The 16882-nt window shown below is 68.4% G+C and carries 16 protein-coding genes; 12 read left to right on the top strand and 4 right to left on the bottom strand.

Going from position 1 to position 16882, the window contains the following annotated elements:
* The first annotated feature begins 155 nt into the window (after positions 1–155).
* From ftsZ to ileS, 8 genes are all read left to right on the top strand, one after another.
* Positions 156–1316: a cell division protein FtsZ gene (gene ftsZ, locus BW971_RS17895; RefSeq protein WP_076482409.1), complete on the top strand. Its 1161-nt coding sequence runs from the start codon at positions 156–158 to the stop codon at positions 1314–1316.
* 11 nt (positions 1317–1327) lie between these two features.
* Entirely contained in the window at positions 1328–2095 is a 768-nt protein-coding gene (gene pgeF / locus BW971_RS17890; protein WP_076482407.1) for a peptidoglycan editing factor PgeF, read from the top strand.
* The gene (locus tag BW971_RS17885) at positions 2088–2822 is read left to right on the top strand and encodes a YggS family pyridoxal phosphate-dependent enzyme (protein WP_076482405.1); all 735 of its coding nucleotides are present in this window, start codon (positions 2088–2090) and stop codon (positions 2820–2822) included. Before pgeF ends, BW971_RS17885 begins: the two co-directional genes overlap by 8 nt.
* 124 nt (positions 2823–2946) lie before the next feature.
* Positions 2947–3726 (top strand): cell division protein SepF, encoded by a 780-nt coding sequence (locus BW971_RS17880; RefSeq protein WP_076482488.1) that lies wholly within the window; start codon positions 2947–2949, stop codon positions 3724–3726.
* Between the two features lie 57 nt (positions 3727–3783).
* Entirely contained in the window at positions 3784–4065 is a 282-nt protein-coding gene (locus tag BW971_RS17875) for a YggT family protein (protein WP_076482403.1), read from the top strand.
* Positions 4066–4329: 264 nt separating this feature from the next.
* Entirely contained in the window at positions 4330–5211 is an 882-nt protein-coding gene (gene wag31 / locus BW971_RS17870; RefSeq protein WP_076482401.1) for a DivIVA-like cell division protein Wag31, read from the top strand.
* Positions 5212–5253: 42 nt separating this feature from the next.
* Positions 5254–5889 (top strand): hypothetical protein, encoded by a 636-nt coding sequence (locus tag BW971_RS17865; RefSeq protein ID WP_076482399.1) that lies wholly within the window; start codon positions 5254–5256, stop codon positions 5887–5889.
* A gap of 240 nt (positions 5890–6129) precedes the next feature.
* A complete protein-coding gene (gene ileS, locus BW971_RS17860; RefSeq protein ID WP_076482396.1) occupies positions 6130–9426 on the top strand; it encodes an isoleucine--tRNA ligase in 3297 nt (1098 codons plus the stop codon).
* Positions 9427–9445: 19 nt separating this feature from the next.
* Here the strand turns inward: ileS and BW971_RS17855 are convergent, their stop codons facing one another.
* The gene (locus tag BW971_RS17855) at positions 9446–10117 is read right to left on the bottom strand and encodes a TetR/AcrR family transcriptional regulator (protein ID WP_076482394.1); all 672 of its coding nucleotides are present in this window, start codon (positions 10115–10117) and stop codon (positions 9446–9448) included.
* Between the two features lie 122 nt (positions 10118–10239).
* Here BW971_RS17855 and BW971_RS17850 point away from each other — a divergent pair, with 122 nt between their 5' ends.
* A complete protein-coding gene (locus tag BW971_RS17850) occupies positions 10240–10710 on the top strand; it encodes a nitroreductase/quinone reductase family protein (RefSeq protein ID WP_076482392.1) in 471 nt (156 codons plus the stop codon).
* A 147-nt stretch (positions 10711–10857) separates the two neighbouring features.
* A complete protein-coding gene (locus BW971_RS17845; RefSeq protein WP_076482390.1) occupies positions 10858–11790 on the top strand; it encodes a TIGR03564 family F420-dependent LLM class oxidoreductase in 933 nt (310 codons plus the stop codon).
* Between the two features lie 2 nt (positions 11791–11792).
* Here the strand turns inward: BW971_RS17845 and BW971_RS17840 are convergent, their stop codons facing one another.
* On the bottom strand, positions 11793–12383 hold the full coding sequence (locus BW971_RS17840; RefSeq protein ID WP_159441883.1) for a TetR/AcrR family transcriptional regulator: 591 nt from the start codon (positions 12381–12383) through the stop codon (positions 11793–11795).
* Between the two features lie 112 nt (positions 12384–12495).
* On the opposite strand from BW971_RS17840, the gene BW971_RS17835 reads away from it, so the two are divergent.
* Positions 12496–13506, top strand: coding sequence for an ABC-2 transporter permease (locus tag BW971_RS17835; protein ID WP_234974468.1), 1011 nt, complete (start codon positions 12496–12498; stop codon positions 13504–13506).
* Positions 13507–13510: 4 nt separating this feature from the next.
* Here the strand turns inward: BW971_RS17835 and BW971_RS17830 are convergent, their stop codons facing one another.
* Both BW971_RS17830 and BW971_RS17825 read right to left on the bottom strand, forming a co-directional pair.
* Positions 13511–14707, bottom strand: coding sequence for a CynX/NimT family MFS transporter (locus tag BW971_RS17830; RefSeq protein ID WP_076482386.1), 1197 nt, complete (start codon positions 14705–14707; stop codon positions 13511–13513).
* Positions 14704–15474, bottom strand: coding sequence for a FadR/GntR family transcriptional regulator (locus BW971_RS17825; protein WP_076482384.1), 771 nt, complete (start codon positions 15472–15474; stop codon positions 14704–14706). Before BW971_RS17825 ends, BW971_RS17830 begins: the two co-directional genes overlap by 4 nt.
* Before the next feature lie 78 nt (positions 15475–15552).
* Here BW971_RS17825 and BW971_RS17820 point away from each other — a divergent pair, with 78 nt between their 5' ends.
* Positions 15553–16866: a DNA polymerase IV gene (locus tag BW971_RS17820; RefSeq protein WP_083710292.1), complete on the top strand. Its 1314-nt coding sequence runs from the start codon at positions 15553–15555 to the stop codon at positions 16864–16866.
* The last annotated feature ends 16 nt before the right edge of the window (positions 16867–16882 follow it).

Raw genomic sequence — 16882 nt, 5'->3', positions numbered from 1 at the left:
CGTAACTTTCCTCTCGACAACCGACTACTTGACATAACTCTAACCCTACGGTTTAGGTTGAGGGTTTTTGGTTGAGGGAACTCGCTGGCTCCGGCGAGGACCCGGCGAGACAGCACGTACACACTGCACGACCTGAATCCGAGGAAGGCGAGCGCATGACGCCACCGCACAACTACCTGGCCGTGATCAAAGTCGTCGGCATCGGCGGCGGTGGAGTCAACGCCGTCAACCGCATGATCGAGCAGGGCCTCAAGGGCGTCGAGTTCATCGCGATCAACACCGATGCGCAGGCGCTGGTGCTCTCCGACGCCGACGTCAAACTCGACGTCGGTCGCGATTCCACCCGCGGACTCGGCGCCGGCGCCGATCCCGAGGTCGGTCGGCGGGCCGCCGAGGACGCCAAGGACGAGATCGAGGAACTGCTCAAGGGCGCCGACATGGTGTTCGTCACCGCAGGTGAGGGCGGTGGCACCGGAACCGGAGGTGCGCCGGTGGTCGCGGGCATCGCCCGCAAGCTGGGTGCGCTGACCGTGGGTGTGGTCACCCGGCCATTCTCCTTCGAGGGCAAGCGACGCGGCGGACAGGCCGATGCGGGCATCTCCGCGCTCCGCGAGTCCTGCGACACCCTCATCGTGATCCCCAACGATCGCTTGTTGCAGCTGGGTGACGCCGCCGTCAGCCTGATGGACGCGTTCCGTAGCGCCGACGAGGTGCTGCTCAACGGTGTGCAGGGCATCACCGACCTGATCACCACACCTGGTCTGATCAACGTCGACTTCGCCGACGTCAAGGGTGTGATGAGCGACGCGGGCAGCGCGCTGATGGGCATCGGTTCGGCCCGCGGCGAGGACCGCGCCAAGAAGGCCGCTGAATCCGCCATCAACTCGCCGTTGCTCGAGGCGTCGATGGAGGGCGCCAGGGGTGTGCTCATGTCCATCGCCGGTGGCAGCGACCTCGGACTGTTCGAGATCCACAACGCAGCCACACAGGTACAGGAGGCGGCCCACGAGGACGCCAACATCATCTTCGGCACGGTGATCGACGACAACCTCGGCGACGAGGTGCGGGTGACCGTGATCGCCGCGGGTTTCGAGGGCGGGACGCCGTCGCGGAAGCGTGCCGAGACGGTCACCGGCAGCACCTCCGTCGGTGCCGGGCGGTCGGGAGAGGTCTCCGCGCCCGCACCGTCGGATCCGTTGTTCGGTGACAAGCCCAGCGGCGATCCCTTCGCCGATCGGCAGCCCGCCGCGCCCCGTCGTAATCCGGTGACGCTCGACGACGACGATGTCGACGTGCCGCCGTTCATGAAGCGCTGACCGAGCGGACCATGCCGGCACCCGACGAGCCCGCACCGAACGAGCGGGAGACCGCACCCCGGGTGCGCCGGGTGGTCACCACCCGGGCCGGTGGGTTCTCCGCGCCGCCGTACGACTCCTTCAACCTCGGCGACCACGTCGGCGACGACCCGGCGGCCGTGCGCCGCAATCGGCTGCGCCTGGCCACCGAGATCGGGGTGTCCGCCGACCGCATGGTCTGGATGGAGCAGGTGCACAGCCGGACCGTCGCCGTGATCGACGGGCCGGTCTCGGAACCGGTCCCCGCGACCGACGCACTCGTCACCTCGGTGCCCGATCTGGCCCTGGCGGTGTTGAGTGCCGACTGCGTACCCGTGTTGCTCAGCGACGACGTGGCCGGGGTGATCGCCGGCGCCCACGCGGGCCGGGTGGGCGCGCGGATCGGGATCGTGCCGCGGGTGCTCGAGGCGATGGTCGCCCAGGGTGCGGAGGTGTCCCGGATCGGGGTGTTCCTAGGCCCCGCCGCGGGTGGCGCGAAGTACGAGGTGCCGCCGGAGATGCAGCGGGACGTGGAGCAGCATCTGCCGGGCAGTGCCTGTCGCACGGCCACCGGGACCACCGGCCTCGACCTGCGCGCCGGACTACGGCGACAGCTGCTGGAAGCCGGGGTGGCCGGTGTCACCGTCGACCCTCGCTGCACCATCTCCGACGAGCGGTTGTTCAGTCACCGCCGTGGGGCGCCGACCGGACGCCTCGCCTCGGTCATCTGGATCGACTCGGGCACGGGCGATCATGGGTGACCAGGAGTCGCGTACCGCGGAACTGGCCCGAGGTCTCGGTGAGGTGCGCGACCGGTTGCGCGTCGCCTGCTCCGCCGCCGGACGCTCCCCGGACGAGGTCGAGTTGCTGGTGGTCACCAAGTTCTTCCCCGCCGAGGACGTCGTCCGCCTCATCGACCTCGGCGAACGCGAGTTCGGGGAGTCACGCGAGCCCGAGGCCGGACGCAAGGTCGCACAGGTGCGGGCCGAACGCTCCGAGCCTGCGGTGTTCGACATGATCGGTCGGCTGCAGCGCAACAAGGCCAAGACGGTGGCCGGGTGGGCGCGGTGTGTGCACTCGCTGGACTCCGAACGGCTCGCGACCGCGTTGGACACGGCCGCGGCCGCTGCCCGCGACGACGGTGTCCGCCACGACCCGCTCGACGTCCTCATCCAGGTCAGCCTGGACGGCGACACCAGCCGGGGTGGGGTGGCCGCCGACGATCTGGATCCACTGGCGCAACACGTCGCGTCCGCGGACGCGCTACGGCTGCGCGGGCTGATGTGTATCGCACCGCTCGAGGGTGAACCGGAGCGCTGGATGCACCGGGCGGCCACCGTCAGGGCCCAGTTCCTGCGATCGCACCCCGACGCCGAGGTGCTCTCCGCGGGTATGTCGGGTGACCTCGACGTCGCGGTCGCGTACGGATCGACATGTGTGCGTGTCGGAACCGCGATCCTGGGAGAACGGCCGATAGTCTCACCGTAATCGTTAACCACATCAGTCACATCAGAAGCCAGTGGCCACAGATGTAACCGACGACCAGGGCGGGAACGCCGACATCATCTCGGGGGCGGACTCGAGAAGTACGACCGGGCAGGAAGGCAACGCGATGACGACGATGCAGAAGTTCAAGGCGTACTTCGGAATGGTTCCGCCGGACGAGTACGAAGACGATTACCTCGACGACATGGCGCCGCGCCCGCGCCGTGAGGACCCTCGCGAGCGGTACGAGCGCACCTACCGCGACGACTACTACGGTGACACCTCCTATCGGGAGGCGTACCCGGACGACTTCGATCGCGCATACGAGGAGCCGGCCTACGAGGATGCCGCGTATGCGGGCAGGCAGTACCAGGACGAGGCCGTCGAGCGCAGCTACGCCCGTGCCCCCGAATTCGTCCACGCGGGCGCCCGCCGGGCACCCGCCGAGGCGCGCTTCGTCGCACACGCCGGCGCACCCGAGGTCGCCCGCCTGGAGCCGCTGACCGCGCGTGCGGCGGCCACCCGGATGGCTCCGCGCCGCGCTGCCGTCGGCGGTGGACGGTCCGCGCTCGCCGTCGATCATCGCGCCGACCAGGACGTCAACCGGCTGTTCGACGAGGAGAGTCCGTTGGCCAAGATCACCACGCTGCGTCCGAGCGACTACAGCGAGGCTCGCACCATCGGTGAGCGGTTCCGTGACGGCAGCCCGGTCATCATGGACCTGGTCGACATGAGCAACGACGATGCCAAGCGGTTGGTGGACTTCGCCGCCGGCCTGGCTTTTGCGCTACGTGGTTCTTTCGACAAGGTCGCCACCAAGGTGTTCCTCCTCTCGCCGGCCGACATCGACGTCTCACCCGAAGACCGCCGCAAGATCGCCGAGACCGGCTTCTACAACCACTCGTGACGCCGGGTCCGACCGACCGGTCGGGCGTCAGGCGTGTCGATCAGGCAGAGTTGTGATGTGACCACCGTTCTGCACATCGTCTGGTACGTCCTGTTCGTCTATTGGTTGTTGTTGCTCGGCCGCCTGGTCATCGAGCTGGTCCGGACTTTCGCCAGGGAGTGGCGGCCCACCGGTGCCGCGGTGGTGGTCATCGAGGTGATCTTCACCGCGACCGATCCGCCCATCAAAGCCCTGCGCAAGATCTTGCCGCCGATCCCTTTGGGCCCTGTGCGGCTGGACCTGTCGTTGATGATCACGATGATCGTGGTGTTGATCGCGATGCAGTTGGTCCGCGTCTGACATGGACTCGTCGCATCCGACCCGGTGGTCGGCCTGATACCGCAGAATCGGACAAGTACCCTTGACACGTCGGAGACATCCGGGTGTACGACGGTCGATTTTCTCGGAATGACTCCACGGGTGCGACGAAACGTCTCTACTGTGACAGGATGGGACGCCAGTTACACCGCAGCGTTCGGATCGTGAATAATCATCACGATCCGATGCTTCGGACCTGACAACACGTCCATAAGATCGAACAACGCCACAAAAGGGGACCCGACAATGCGGCTGACACCAGCTGATGTACACAACGTCGCGTTCAGTAAGCCGCCGATCGGTAAACGCGGTTACAACGAGGACGAGGTCGACCAGTTCCTGGACTTCGTCGAGGCCGAGCTCGCGCGGCTGCTCGAGGAGAACTCCGAGCTGAAACAGAAGGTCGAGGATCTCGAGACCGACCTGTCGCAGGCCAAGAGCGGCCAGGGCAGCACGCAGTCCACCGAGGCCACGCAGACCTTCGCCCAACCGTCGGCACCGAGCTACGCCGCGTCGGCACACGAGACCACGGCTGCGCCTGCGGAGAGCACCGCGGCACCGGCTGCGGCCGCGGCATCGTCGTCGGTCACCCAGACCGGGGACGACGCGCACGTGCGCGCCGCCAAGGTGTTGGGTCTGGCGCAGGAGACCGCCGACCGGTTGACCACCAACGCTCGCAGCGAGTCCGAGGCCCTGCTGGCCGACGCGCGTTCGCGCGCGGACTCGATGGTCGGCGAAGCCCGGACCAAGTCGGAGGCAATGCTCACCGACGCTCGTCAGCGGTCGGAGGCGATCCTGGCCGACGCGCAGACGCGGTCGGAAACGCAGACCCGCCAGGCACAGGAGAAGGCCGACGCCCTCACCTCCGACGCCGAGCGCAAGCACACCGAGATCATGAGCACGATCAACCAGCAGCGAGGCGTGCTGGAGAGCCGGATCGAGCAGCTCAAGACCTTCGAGCGCGAATACCGGACCCGCCTGAAGACCTACCTCGAATCGCAGCTCGAGGAGTTGCAGCAGCGGGGGAGCGCCGAGCCGGTCGACAACAGCCGCGGCGATGCATTCTCCTCGGATCCGGGTAACGGTGGCTTCACCAACAGCGGTGGGTTCACCAAGTCCGGTAACTGATCGCGGGGCGGCCGTCGACCGATGTGACGGGAGCGTGTACAGATGTTGCTGATCGCCCTGGCGGCGACTCTCATCGGTTTCGCGCTGCTGGTGGTCGCGTTGGTCATCGGCAGCCTGTGGCTGGCTGTCGCCTGCATCGTGGTGGCGGTGATCGGGATCGGGTTCCTGGTCGCCGACATCGTGGGCATCGGATCCCATCGCGAGCGCGACGACGACCGTCCGGACGGTGAAGAAGTCGCGGACGAGGGCGACAAGTCCCACGGTGACGAGTCCCACGGTGACGAGTCCCACGGTGACGGGACTCGCGACGACCGTGCCCACGCCGACGACGCGCGCGACCACGGAGAGCGGCAGCGCACCGACGACGGCGACCGGTCCGACGCGGACACGCGGGTCGAGCGGTCGACAGGCGAGCATGCCCCTCCAGCGGGGGCCGGGGCGGGTCCCGACCACGGACACCCCCCTGACCACAAAGACCCCACCGACCACGAAGATCTGGACGCGGATCGGTCGGGGGGCGCTCATCCGGTGGGTGCTCATCCGGTGGGTTCGCATCCCTTTCGGCGCGGAGCCGACGATCCCCCGACCGAGGAGATCCCGGTCCATCGCGATCCGGTGCCGTCCCTCGACGATGCGCCGCAGCGGCGCGCCCGACACCGGGCCCCCGGTGACGACTGAGGCGTGAGTTCATTCACCTGGACGACCGCGCTACCATGAGCGTGCACATGCGACGATCCGGCCATCACCGGGGAGCATCCGGAAGAACCGGTGGACAGCCGCCGCAGTAGAACCGGACGGTCGCGGCCCGAAACCGCCGTAGAAGAACGAGTGGCGCCCTGGCGGCGCAAGCGGGGTGGTACCGCGGCGAGTGTCGTCGTCCCCGTGCCTGACGAGTGACACCTGGCACGAGGAGACCCGATGACCGAGACCGCTGTGGACCCGAGCCCTGAACAGCAGGTCCCCGCCGTCCATCGACGCGCGTACCCCAAGGTCGATCTGACCGATGGGATCGGCGCGAGCGCACCGTCGTTCCCCGACCTGGAGCGGCGGGTCCTCGACTTCTGGCGTGATGACGACACCTTCGCCGCGTCCATCGCCAACCGGCAGGGCGCGCCGGAGTTCGTCTTCTACGACGGCCCTCCGTTCGCCAACGGCCTGCCGCACTACGGCCACCTGCTGACCGGGTACGTCAAGGACCTCGTACCGCGATTCCAGACCATGCTCGGTAAGCGCGTCGACCGCCGGTTCGGCTGGGACACCCACGGTCTGCCCGCCGAACTCGAGGCCGAGCGACAGCTCGGCATCACCGACAAGGCGCAGATCGAGTCCATGGGTGTCGCCGAGTTCAACGACTACTGCCGCACGTCGGTGCTGCGGTACACCGGCGAGTGGCGCGACTACGTCACCCGCCAGGCTCGTTGGGTCGACTTCGACAACGACTACAAGACCCTCGACATCGACTTCATGGAGTCGGTGATGTGGGCGTTCAAACGTCTTCACGACAAGGGGTTGATCTACCAGGGCTACCGGGTGCTGCCCTACAGCTGGTACGAGCAGACACCGTTGAGCAATCAGGAGAGCAAGCTCGACGACGCCTACAAGATGCGTCAGGACCCGGCGGTCACGGTGACCATGCCGCTGCGTGCCGACGGTGCGCTCTCCGCGCTCGACGGCGTGAACGCCCTCATCTGGACCACCACCCCGTGGACGCTGCCGTCCAACCTGGCCATCGCCGTGCATCCGGACACCGAATACAGTCACGTCCGCGGTGCCGACGGCACCGAATATCTTCTGGCCACTGCACGTCTCGGCGCCTACCGGGCGGAACTCGGCGACCACCCGGAGGTGTTGGGCACCTACCGCGGTGCCGACCTGGAGGGCCTGGGGTACCGGCCGCCGTTCGACTTCTTCGTCGACCACCCCGGTGCGCACCGGGTGCTGCTGGCCGGTTACGTCACCACCGAGAGTGGCACCGGAGTGGTGCATCTGGCACCGGCCTTCGGTGAGGAGGACATGGACGTCGCCACCGCCAACGGCATCGAGGTGGTCCAGCCCCTCGACCCGGGCGGTCGCTTCACGTCGATGGTGCCGCCGTACGAGGGCCTGCAGGTCTTCGACGCCAACCCGGTGATCATCAAGGATCTCAAGTCCGAGGGTCGCATCTTGCGCCACGAGACCATCGAACACTCCTATCCGCACTCGTGGCGGTCGGGAAAGCCGTTGATCTACATGGCGGTCCCGTCATGGTTCGTCGCCGTCAACGAGTTCAAACCCCGGATGCTGGAGCTCAACCAGCAGATCACCTGGTCGCCCGCGCACATCCGCGACGGTCAGTTCGGCAAGTGGCTCGAGGGCGCCAAGGACTGGAACATCAGCCGGAATCGGTTCTGGGGTGCGCCGATCCCGGTGTGGATGTCCGACGACCCGGAACATCCGCGGGTCGACGTGTACGGCTCGCTGGACGAGTTGGAGCGCGATTTCGGGGTGCGGCCCACCGACCTGCACCGACCGCACATCGATGAGCTGACCCGCCCCAACCCGGACGACCCGACCGGGCGCTCGACCATGCGCCGGGTCCCCGAGGTGCTCGACTGCTGGTTCGAGTCCGGGTCGATGCCCTATGCGCAGGTGCACTATCCGTTCGAGAACACGGCGTGGTTCGACGGGGCGAGCGCAGCGACGGGGGATCAGGACGGGGCGAGCGCAGCGACGGGGAATGATGACGGCGATTCGGCGCAGGGGATGGAGCCGCACAACCCGGGTGACTTCATCGTGGAGTACAACGGTCAGACCCGTGGCTGGTTCTACAACCTGCACGTGCTGGCCACCGCGCTGTTCGACCGTCCGGCGTTCACATCGGTGTCCGCACACGGCATCGTGCTGGGTGATGACGGCCAGAAGATGTCCAAGTCCAAGCGCAACTACCCGGATGTCAACGAGGTCTTCGACCGCGACGGCTCGGATGCGATGCGGTGGTTCCTGATGGCCTCACCGATCCTGCGTGGCGGCAACCTGGTGGTCACCGAACGGGGAATCCGGGAGGGGGTGCGTCAGGCACTGCTGCCGCTGTGGAATGCCTACAGCTTCCTGCAGCTCTACGCCGACCGGGATGCCACCTGGCGCACCGACTCGCCGGCCGTCCTCGACCGGTACATCCTGGCCAAGCTGGCCGCCACCCGCGATGCCATGACAGCGCAGTTGCAGAGTTACGACGTCGCGGGCGCCTGCGAGGAGTTCCGCAACTTCTGTGAGGCGCTGACCAATTGGTACGTGCGGCGGTCGCGTGCGCGGTTCTGGGCCGGTCAGGACGTGGACCCGGATGCCTTCGACACGCTCTACACCGTGCTCGAGGTGGCGAGTCGTCTGGCCGCGCCGTTGCTGCCGTTGATCACGGAGGTGATCTGGCGTGGGTTGACCGGTGGCCGCTCGGTGCACCTCACCGACTGGCCGTCGGCGGACGAACTGCCCCACGACGCCGAATTGGTGGCCACCATGGACGACGTGCAGGCGGTCTGCTCCACCGCGTCGAGTCTGCGGAAGGCCAACAAACTGCGGGTGCGACTGCCGCTGCCGGGTCTCACCGTGGCCGCACCCGCCGCCGATCGGCTGGCGCCCTACACCGACCTCATCGCCGACGAGATGAACGTGAAATCGGTGCGGTTGACCACCGACGCCGAAGCTTTCGGACGGGTGGAGCTCGCGATCAACGCGCGTGCGGCCGGACCGCGGTTGGGTAAGGACGTGCAGCGGGCCATCAAGGCGGTGAAATCAGGCGCGTGGTCGGTGCGAACCGACGGTGCCGAGGAGATCGTCACCGCCGACGGCATCGATCTGCTGCCGGGTGAGTTCACCCGCAAGTTGGTTGCCGTGGAACCGGAGTCGACCGCCGAGCTGCCCGAAGGGCGGGGGCTGGTGGTGCTCGACACCGCGGTCACCGAGGCGCTCGAGGCCGAGGGCTGGGCCAAGGACCGTATCCGCGAACTGCAGGATGCCCGACGCCGGGCCGGACTGGACGTCTCCGACCGCATCGCGGTGCGACTCGCGGTGCCGGACTCGCGGTCGGAGTGGGCGAACCGGCATCGTGACCTCATCGCGGGGGAGGTGCTGGCCGTGGAACTCGAGGTGCTCGGCGCCGATGTGGTGCACGACGGCGGTGACTGGCAGGACCTCGGTGACGGTGTGCACGCCACCTTGCGGAAGGTCGCGGCGAGCTGACCACCCGCGGGCGATCGGCTCAGTCGCCGACCACCCGGTCGGCGGCGTCGGCGATCACGGCGTCGAACAGCGCCGTCGGATCCCGCAAGGTGTCGGTTCCGTACTGGCCGAACACCTCCAGGCTCACCGCACCGATCATCGTCGACCAGAATGCGATGCCGCGGGCGAGGAGCGCGTCGTCGACATGCACGTCGAACTGGTCGCGGATGGTGTCGAAGTCGGCGGTCAACGCGGCGTACCCCCGCTGATCCGTCTCGGGTGCGTGCGTGACCGCGCTGAGGATCTCCAGGATCCGGCCGACGACGCGGGTGCCCGGTACCGACGTCTGGTCGGCGGGTGCCTGATACCCCGGTACCGGGCTGCCGTAGAGCAGTGCCCACCGGGCCGGATCGCCGATGGCCCAGGTGCGGACCGCGGTGGCCGTCGCCACCAGCTGTGCCCGCGCGTTCCCCGTCCCGGACAGGGCGGTGTCGACCGTGTCGGCGAGATCGGTGTACCCCTGCACCAGCAGCAGGGTCAGCAGGTCGTCGCGGTTGGCCACGTAGCGATAGACCGCCGACGACACCATGCCGAGGTCGCGAGCGATCGCCCGCAGCGACAACCCCGCCGCGCCGTGGGTGCGTAGGTGGTCACGACCCAGCCGGACGATCTGGGACTCGATCTCACGGCGGTTCTCGGCACGGGTGGGCATGGCAGATCATTCTGCCAGAAAGGAGAGCGGTGCTCTTGCATTCCGGTCGGCAGGGGTGCACACTCAAATTCGAGAGCGGTGCTCTCGAAGTCTGACACCGACGCACGGCAGGAGAATTCCCCATGACCGCACCCACGCACTACCGCGTTCCCGACTCCCGGATGGAAGCCGCCATGAACGCCCTGATCCGCCGGCTGGCCGATCGCGGCCTGGGCCCGGCCGGTGCGCAGTCCCTGACTGTCGTCGGACGCGTCAGCGGCACGCCGCAACGCACACCGGTGAATCCGACGGAGGTCGACGGCCGTCGTTACCTGGTGTCACCGCGCGGCAACACCCAGTGGTCGCGCAACCTGCGGGTGGCCGGCACGGCCGAACTCGGCACCGGGCGACGGGCCCAGACCGTACGTGCGGTCGAGATCGCCGATGCGGAGAAGGTGGCGGTGCTGCGGCCGTACCTGGTCCGCTGGGGGTGGGAGGTCGGGAGGTTCCTGCCCGCGGGACCCGACGGCGCGGCCGTGGACAAGAACTCCGCCGACGAGGTGCTCGCCTTCGTGGCACCGTCCATCCCGATCTTCGAGATCCACTCGGTGTGAACTCCGGTCCGGCTCGGTGGGGGGTGGACGCGATCACGCGTGCATCGAACCGCGCAGACACAGAATCACGCTGAGGCGAAGGCGGGAGGCGGGACTGCACCGCGGGTCCCGGTGGTTGACGGGGTGGTGAGCGCAACGCACCGAACGGTGAGAGTCGGCACCGCCCTGTCCTTCCCGGGCACCGGGAATGCCGTCGACAACGTGGTCGAGCACGCCCGCGAGGCGGTGGCGGCGGGACTCGGTGCGGTCTGGCTCGGGCAGCGCTTCGACTACGACGCGATCGCGCTGGCGGGGCTGATCGGTCGCGAGGTGCCCGGGGTGGCGGTCGGTAGCTCGGCGGTCCCGATCTTCGGTCGCCAACCGCTGCTCGTTGCGGCGCAGACGCAGACCACCCAGGCGGCGACGCACGGTCGGTTCGAACTCGGCCTCGCACTGGGCACCCGGTCCACCACCGAGGCGGCGTTCGGAGTCCAGTACCGGAAGCCGGCGCGTCGGCTCGAGGAGTTCCTCACCGCCACGCGACGGCTCTTGCACACCGGCGGTGTCGACTATCACGGCACCGAGATCGACACCGTCTCACCTCTACCGACGGGGCTGCCGGGTGCCGAGCCGGCCCCGATTCTGGTCGCCGCGATGGGGCCACGGGCGCTGGCCGTGACCGGGCGTCTCGCCGACGGGATACTGCCCTTCCTGGCCGATCCGTCCGCCCTCGAACATCACGTGATCCCGGCGCTGACGGTGGCGGCCGACGAGGCCGGCAGACCCCGCCCGCGCGTCGTCGCGTTGGTACCCGCCCTGGTCACCGATGACCCGGCGTCGGGGCGAGCGGCACTCGCCGACGCCACCGCGTTCTATGACCAGATCCCGTCGTACCGACGCGTCATCGAGTTGGGCGACGGTCGCCGGGCGGCCGACGTGGGCCTGGTCGGCTCCGCCGCGGAGGTGCAGGACGGGTTGCGACGGTATCTGGACGCCGGCGCCACCGAACTCGTCGTCACCCAGACCGGACTGCTGGGTCCGGACGTGGAGGCGGCCACCTGGGCGGCGGCCGCCATCGTCGGTGATGGCGCGATCCGGTGACCTCAGGGCAACTCACTGTGTACTCGGTACAGCGGGATGAGGCACTGATCGACGATCTCTGCCGCGTCGTGGTCGTCGAGTCTGCCGCGCAGCAGGTTCTCGTGCCGGAACAGGTCGATCGGTAGTGCGGCGACCCGCGGCGGGATCGGTGCGGGTCCGAGTTCGCCGCGCTCCCGCGCGCGGGCGATCAACGGCGCGAGGATCTCCGAGGACTTCTCGAACAACATCTGCCGCAACTGCTCTGTCGAGTCCGGGTCGACGTCGGCGAGCACACCCAGCAACGTCGATCGGGCATGGTCGCCGAGCACCGATCGGAACGACTGCAGGGTGGCGATGAGATCCGACCGCAACGAACCGGTGTCGGGTGCACGGTCCGGGAAGGGGCCGTTGCCGTGGGCCATCGCCGCGACCACCATGTCGGCCCGGGAGGACCATCGCCGGTAGAGGACAGCCTTGCTGGTCGCAGCGGCCGCGGCCACCCCCTCGAATGTCAGCCCGAGGTAGCCGTGCGCAGCGAGTTCGGCGAGGACGGCATCGCGGATCGCAGCGTCCAGCTCCGCCCCGCGGCGTCGGGTCGGTCGTGTCACGGTCACCGGCATCTCCCTCCGAACAGCTTCTGAAGAAACGTTGCGTTTCCTATTGAACCAGCCTATGTTCTTAGGGAACGAGCCGTATCTTATTGAGAGTCCCGATGGAGGTCGCGCGATGACGATGCTCGCCAAGTCCGGAACCACATCCCATGCCGTCGTCGCACCCGGCTCCGACGGTGCGTCGGGAAGGGCCGTCAACCCGAGAAAGCTGGTGGCCCTGGTGGTCGGCGTCGGCATCCTGCTCGGGGCGATGATCACCGCTTTCGCGCTCCCGGCGGCGCGTTCGGCGCCACATCACATCCCCATCGCGGTGGTGGGCTCGGAGGCGCAGTCGGCCCAGGTGGGCAGGCAGTTGCCAGGATTCGACGTCACGGCGTACCCATCCGTCGGTGCCGCGCGTACCGCGATCGAACACCGTGACGTCTACGCCGCCATCACCGTCACCGGTCACGACGTCACCACCACCGTCGCCTCGGCGGCCAGCCCCACCGTCGCCACCACGGTCACCGGTATCGGCCAGAAGTTGGCCGGAGCCACCGGGAAGGCCGCGCACAACGACGACATCCGGTCGTTTCCGGCCAAGGATCCCAAAGGGACCGGTCTCGCGGCCGGTGCACTCCCGCTGGCTCTCGGCGGTTGGATCGGTGCCATGGTGATCATGCTGCTGTTGCGCGGTTCCGGTGAGCGGCTGCTCGCTGCCGCAGGAGTTGCGGTCATCGGTGGACTGTCCGCGGTCGCCGTCCTACGGTTTCTCGTCGGCACCTTCGACCACGGCTACTGGACGACCGCGGGCGCCGGGATGCTGGGCATCGGCGCCACCAGCATGATGGTCCTCGGGTTGCGAGAGCTGTTCGGCAGCAAGGGTTTGGCGGTCGCGGCGGTGCTGCTCATATTCCTGGGCAACCCGTTGTCGGGGTTGTCCAGCGCCCCGGAGATGTTGCCGACCCCGTGGGGTCGTATCGGGCAGCTGTTGCCACCCGGCGCCACCGGGTCACTCCTGCGCGACATGTCCTTCTTCGACGGCAACGCCATCACGGGACCGATCATCGTCCTGGCATGCTGGCTGCTCGGGGGATTGGCGCTCTACGGCATCGGCGCACGCCGTGCCGCCGCCACTGCCGGGTGACCGGTCAGGGGGTCATGCGCACGTTGCGTGCGGCGAGAGTGGTCGCGGCCGCCTGGAACACCAGCGCCAGTCCGACCACCGAGAACGCGATGCTCCAGGAGTCGGTGGCGTCGTGGATCGCGCCGACCGCGAGCGGTCCCACCGCGGCCAGTGTGTAGCCGACGAACTGCGCCATCCCGGACACCTGCCCGGTCTGTGCGGTCGAGCTGCTGCGCAACACCATGAAGAGCAGCGCGAGGCTGACGGACGCACCCGGCCCGATCAGGGTGAGCATCGTCCACAGCACCACCCAGTGGTGGGTGGTGACCAACCCGATCAGTCCGACGGCGCTGATGCCGATGACCACGAACGACACCACACGCTGATCGGCAAACCGGCCGGCGATGATCGGGGCGACCAATGACGCCGTGAGAGCGACGATCTGTGCGAGTGCGAGGGTCGTACCGGCCGCGCCGCGTGAGTATCCGACGTCCATCAGATAGCTGGGTATCCAGGCGGAGAGGGTGTAGAACACCAGCGACTGGGTACCCATGAAGATGGTCACGGCCCAGGCCACCCGGTTGCGCCACAGGTGGCCGCCCGGGGACGCGGTCGTCGTGTGCATCCGGGTGAGCTGCGGGATCCACACCACCATCGCGACCAGTGCCAGCAGGATCCACAGGTTCACCGTGATCCGCCAGTGCCCGCCCAGTGCGGCGTCGACCGGTGCGGTCACCCCGGCTGCGAATGCGGCGCCACCCGAGAGCGTCATCGAGTACAGGCCGGTCATCAGCCCCGAGCGGTGTGCGAAGTCGCGCTTGATCAGTGCGGGCAGCACCACGTTGCAGATGCCGATGGCGGCGCCGATCAACGCTGACCCGGCGAACAGGGGGATGGTGTCGGGGATCCAGCGCAGCACCATCGCGACGACGAGAGTGACCAGGGCGCCGAAGATGGTGCGTTCGATACCGAAACGGGCGGCCAGACGCGGCGCGATCGGCGAGGCCAGGCCGAAGAACAACACCGGCAGGGTGGTCAGCAGACCTGAGATGGCGTTGCTGAACCCGTTGTCGCCGCCGATCTCGTCGATCAGCGGCGCCACGCCGACGACCGCCGGACGCAGGTTGGCCGCCACCAGCATGATGCCGACGGCGGTGACGATCGTCGCGACGCCACGCGTCGGCGCGGTGTCGGCGCGGGTGGTGTTCTCGGTGGCGGTCACCGCAGGGCCTCCATCGCGTCGTCGAGATAGCTGTGCACGGCCTCGCGCGCCGCGGCGGGATCACCCGCGGCGATGGCGTCGACCACCAGTCGATGGCCGTCGATGCGGTTCGGCCCACTCGACGGGGTTGTCGGCCCGGTCGACGGGTGCCGGGCGCTCCACTCGTCGAGTGGGCCCTTGTTCGCCTCGAGTGGGCCGTTGTCGTGGGTGTCGGTGCCGTGCACGGCACCGACCATCGTCGGGTGGTTGCGGCGCAACAGCTCTCCGATGCCGTCGTAGAGGCTGATCAGCAGCGGGTTGGCCGAGGCGACGACGATGGCCGTGTGCAGAGCGAGGTCCGCGCCGATGTGGGCGTCGAGGTCGTCCTCGGCGCGTGCCCGCAGGATGGTGGTCAGCAATTCCCGTAGCTCCGCGATGCCGGCGGCATCGGTCCGCTCCGCGGCGAGCGCCGCCGCTTCTGTCTCCAATGCCCGACGGGTGGAGAGGAGGTCGACGAGTTCGCCACGCGCGCAGCGGTCCAGGGCTTCCGTGAGGAGGTTGCGGCTGCGTACGTAGGTGCCGTCACCCCGACGCGGCATCAGCAGACCCGCGTGCTCCAACGCCCGCACGGCTTCGCGGATGGTGTTGCGTCCCACTCCGAACATCGTGACGAGATCGGGTTCGGCGGGGATGCGCGAGCCCACCGGCCAGTCGCCGTCGGAGATCAGGTGCTGCATCCGGTCGACGACCAGTGAGCTGGTCCGCGGTGGAGGGGAGATCAACGGCATGAAAACAACCTAACATCCCATGTTTGGACGCGGCCAACCCGAACTAGACTCGGGTGTGTGTCGCGATGGGTCCTGCACATGGACATGGATGCGTTCTTCGCCTCGGTGGAGCAGCTGACCCGCCCGACTCTCCGGGGCCGCCCGGTCCTCGTCGGTGGTGTCGGCAGCCGGGGTGTGGTGGCCGGTGCGAGTTACGAGTCTCGGGTGTTCGGTGCGCGGTCGGCGATGCCCATGCATCAGGCCCGACGGCTGGTCGGGTCGGCCGCGGTGGTGGTGCCGCCGCGCGGCGTCGTCTATCGCGTGGTCAGCGAGCGGGTGTTCGGCATCGTCCGGGAGCGACTCCCGATCATCGAGATGTTGTCGTTCGACGAGGCGTTCGGGGAACCGCCCGCACTCGTCGGCCGGGGTCGCGACGACGCCGTCGCCTTCGCCGAGGAGATCCGGTCGGCCATCACCGTGGCGACGGGATTGTCGGCCTCGGTGGGTCTCGGCAGCGGGAAGCAGATCGCCAAGATCGCCTCGGGTCTGGCCAAACCCGACGGCGTGGTGGCCATCGAACCCGGCCGCGAGTTGGAGTTCCTGCACCCGCTGTCGGTCCGCAAGCTGTGGGGGATAGGGCCGGTGGCCGGTGACCGGTTGCAACGACTCGGTGTGGACACCATCGGTGACTTCGCCGCGATGTCGCCGGTGGAGGTGGCGTCGGTACTCGGTACGACCAACGGTCCCGCCCTGCACCGGTTGGCCCAGGGCATCGACGACCGCCCCGTCGCCGAACGCGCCTCGGCCAAACAGATCAGCGCGGAGTCCACCTTCGAGGACGACATCGTGGACCTGGGTCGATTACGCCAAGCGATTGAGCAGGCGGCCGGATCGGCGCACCGCCGGCTGCTCACCGATGGTCGGGGAGCACGCACGGTGGTGCTCAAGCTCAAGAAGTCCGACATGTCCATCCTCACCCGTTCCACCACCCTGGCGAGTGCGACCACCGAACCCGTCACGCTCACCGCGGCCGCACAACGGTTGGCCATCGACCCTCTGGAGATCGGACCCATCCGACTGGTCGGGGTGGGGTACGCGGGACTCTCGAGGACCGAGCAGTTCACTTTGTTCGGTGACGTGGTGGGTGCGGACGACGCATCCCCCGCGGAGGCCGAACTCGCGGCCGAGGAGGGGGCGCCGGCGTCGGTGCAGACCGGTGGGACCGCGATCATGCGCACCGGCGCCGACGTCCGGCATCCGGAGTTCGGACACGGGTGGGTCCAGGGTTGCGGCCACGGTGTGGTCACGGTGCGGTTCGAGACCCGCGGCACCGGCCCGGGACGGGCACATACCTTCCCCGTCGACTCGGCTCCGCTCGTCGTCGCCGACCCACTGGACAGCCTGGACTGGTGAGCTGCAGCCCGACGGG

It is taken from the genome of Williamsia sterculiae (assembly GCF_900156495.1).
Lineage (GTDB): Bacteria > Actinomycetota > Actinomycetes > Mycobacteriales > Mycobacteriaceae > Williamsia_B > Williamsia_B sterculiae.
This window is presented reverse-complemented; position numbering and strand designations above follow the sequence as displayed.

Bases quoted from the DNA above. Each gene is read 5' to 3' on its own strand.
- ftsZ (WP_076482409.1), top strand. From the start codon at position 156: ATGACGCCACCGCACAACTACCTGGCCGTGATCAAAGTCGTCGGCATC.
- pgeF (WP_076482407.1), top strand. From the start codon at position 1,328: ATGCCGGCACCCGACGAGCCCGCACCGAACGAGCGGGAGACCGCACCC.
- BW971_RS17885 (WP_076482405.1), top strand. From the start codon at position 2,088: ATGGGTGACCAGGAGTCGCGTACCGCGGAACTGGCCCGAGGTCTCGGT.
- BW971_RS17880 (WP_076482488.1), top strand. From the start codon at position 2,947: ATGACGACGATGCAGAAGTTCAAGGCGTACTTCGGAATGGTTCCGCCG.
- wag31 (WP_076482401.1), top strand. From the start codon at position 4,330: ATGCGGCTGACACCAGCTGATGTACACAACGTCGCGTTCAGTAAGCCG.
- BW971_RS17865 (WP_076482399.1), top strand. From the start codon at position 5,254: ATGTTGCTGATCGCCCTGGCGGCGACTCTCATCGGTTTCGCGCTGCTG.
- ileS (WP_076482396.1), top strand. From the start codon at position 6,130: ATGACCGAGACCGCTGTGGACCCGAGCCCTGAACAGCAGGTCCCCGCC.
- BW971_RS17855 (WP_076482394.1), bottom strand. From the start codon at position 10,117: ATGCCCACCCGTGCCGAGAACCGCCGTGAGATCGAGTCCCAGATCGTC.
- BW971_RS17850 (WP_076482392.1), top strand. From the start codon at position 10,240: ATGACCGCACCCACGCACTACCGCGTTCCCGACTCCCGGATGGAAGCC.
- BW971_RS17835 (WP_234974468.1), top strand. From the start codon at position 12,496: ATGACGATGCTCGCCAAGTCCGGAACCACATCCCATGCCGTCGTCGCA.
- BW971_RS17825 (WP_076482384.1), bottom strand. From the start codon at position 15,474: ATGCCGTTGATCTCCCCTCCACCGCGGACCAGCTCACTGGTCGTCGAC.
- BW971_RS17820 (WP_083710292.1), top strand. From the start codon at position 15,553: ATGGACATGGATGCGTTCTTCGCCTCGGTGGAGCAGCTGACCCGCCCG.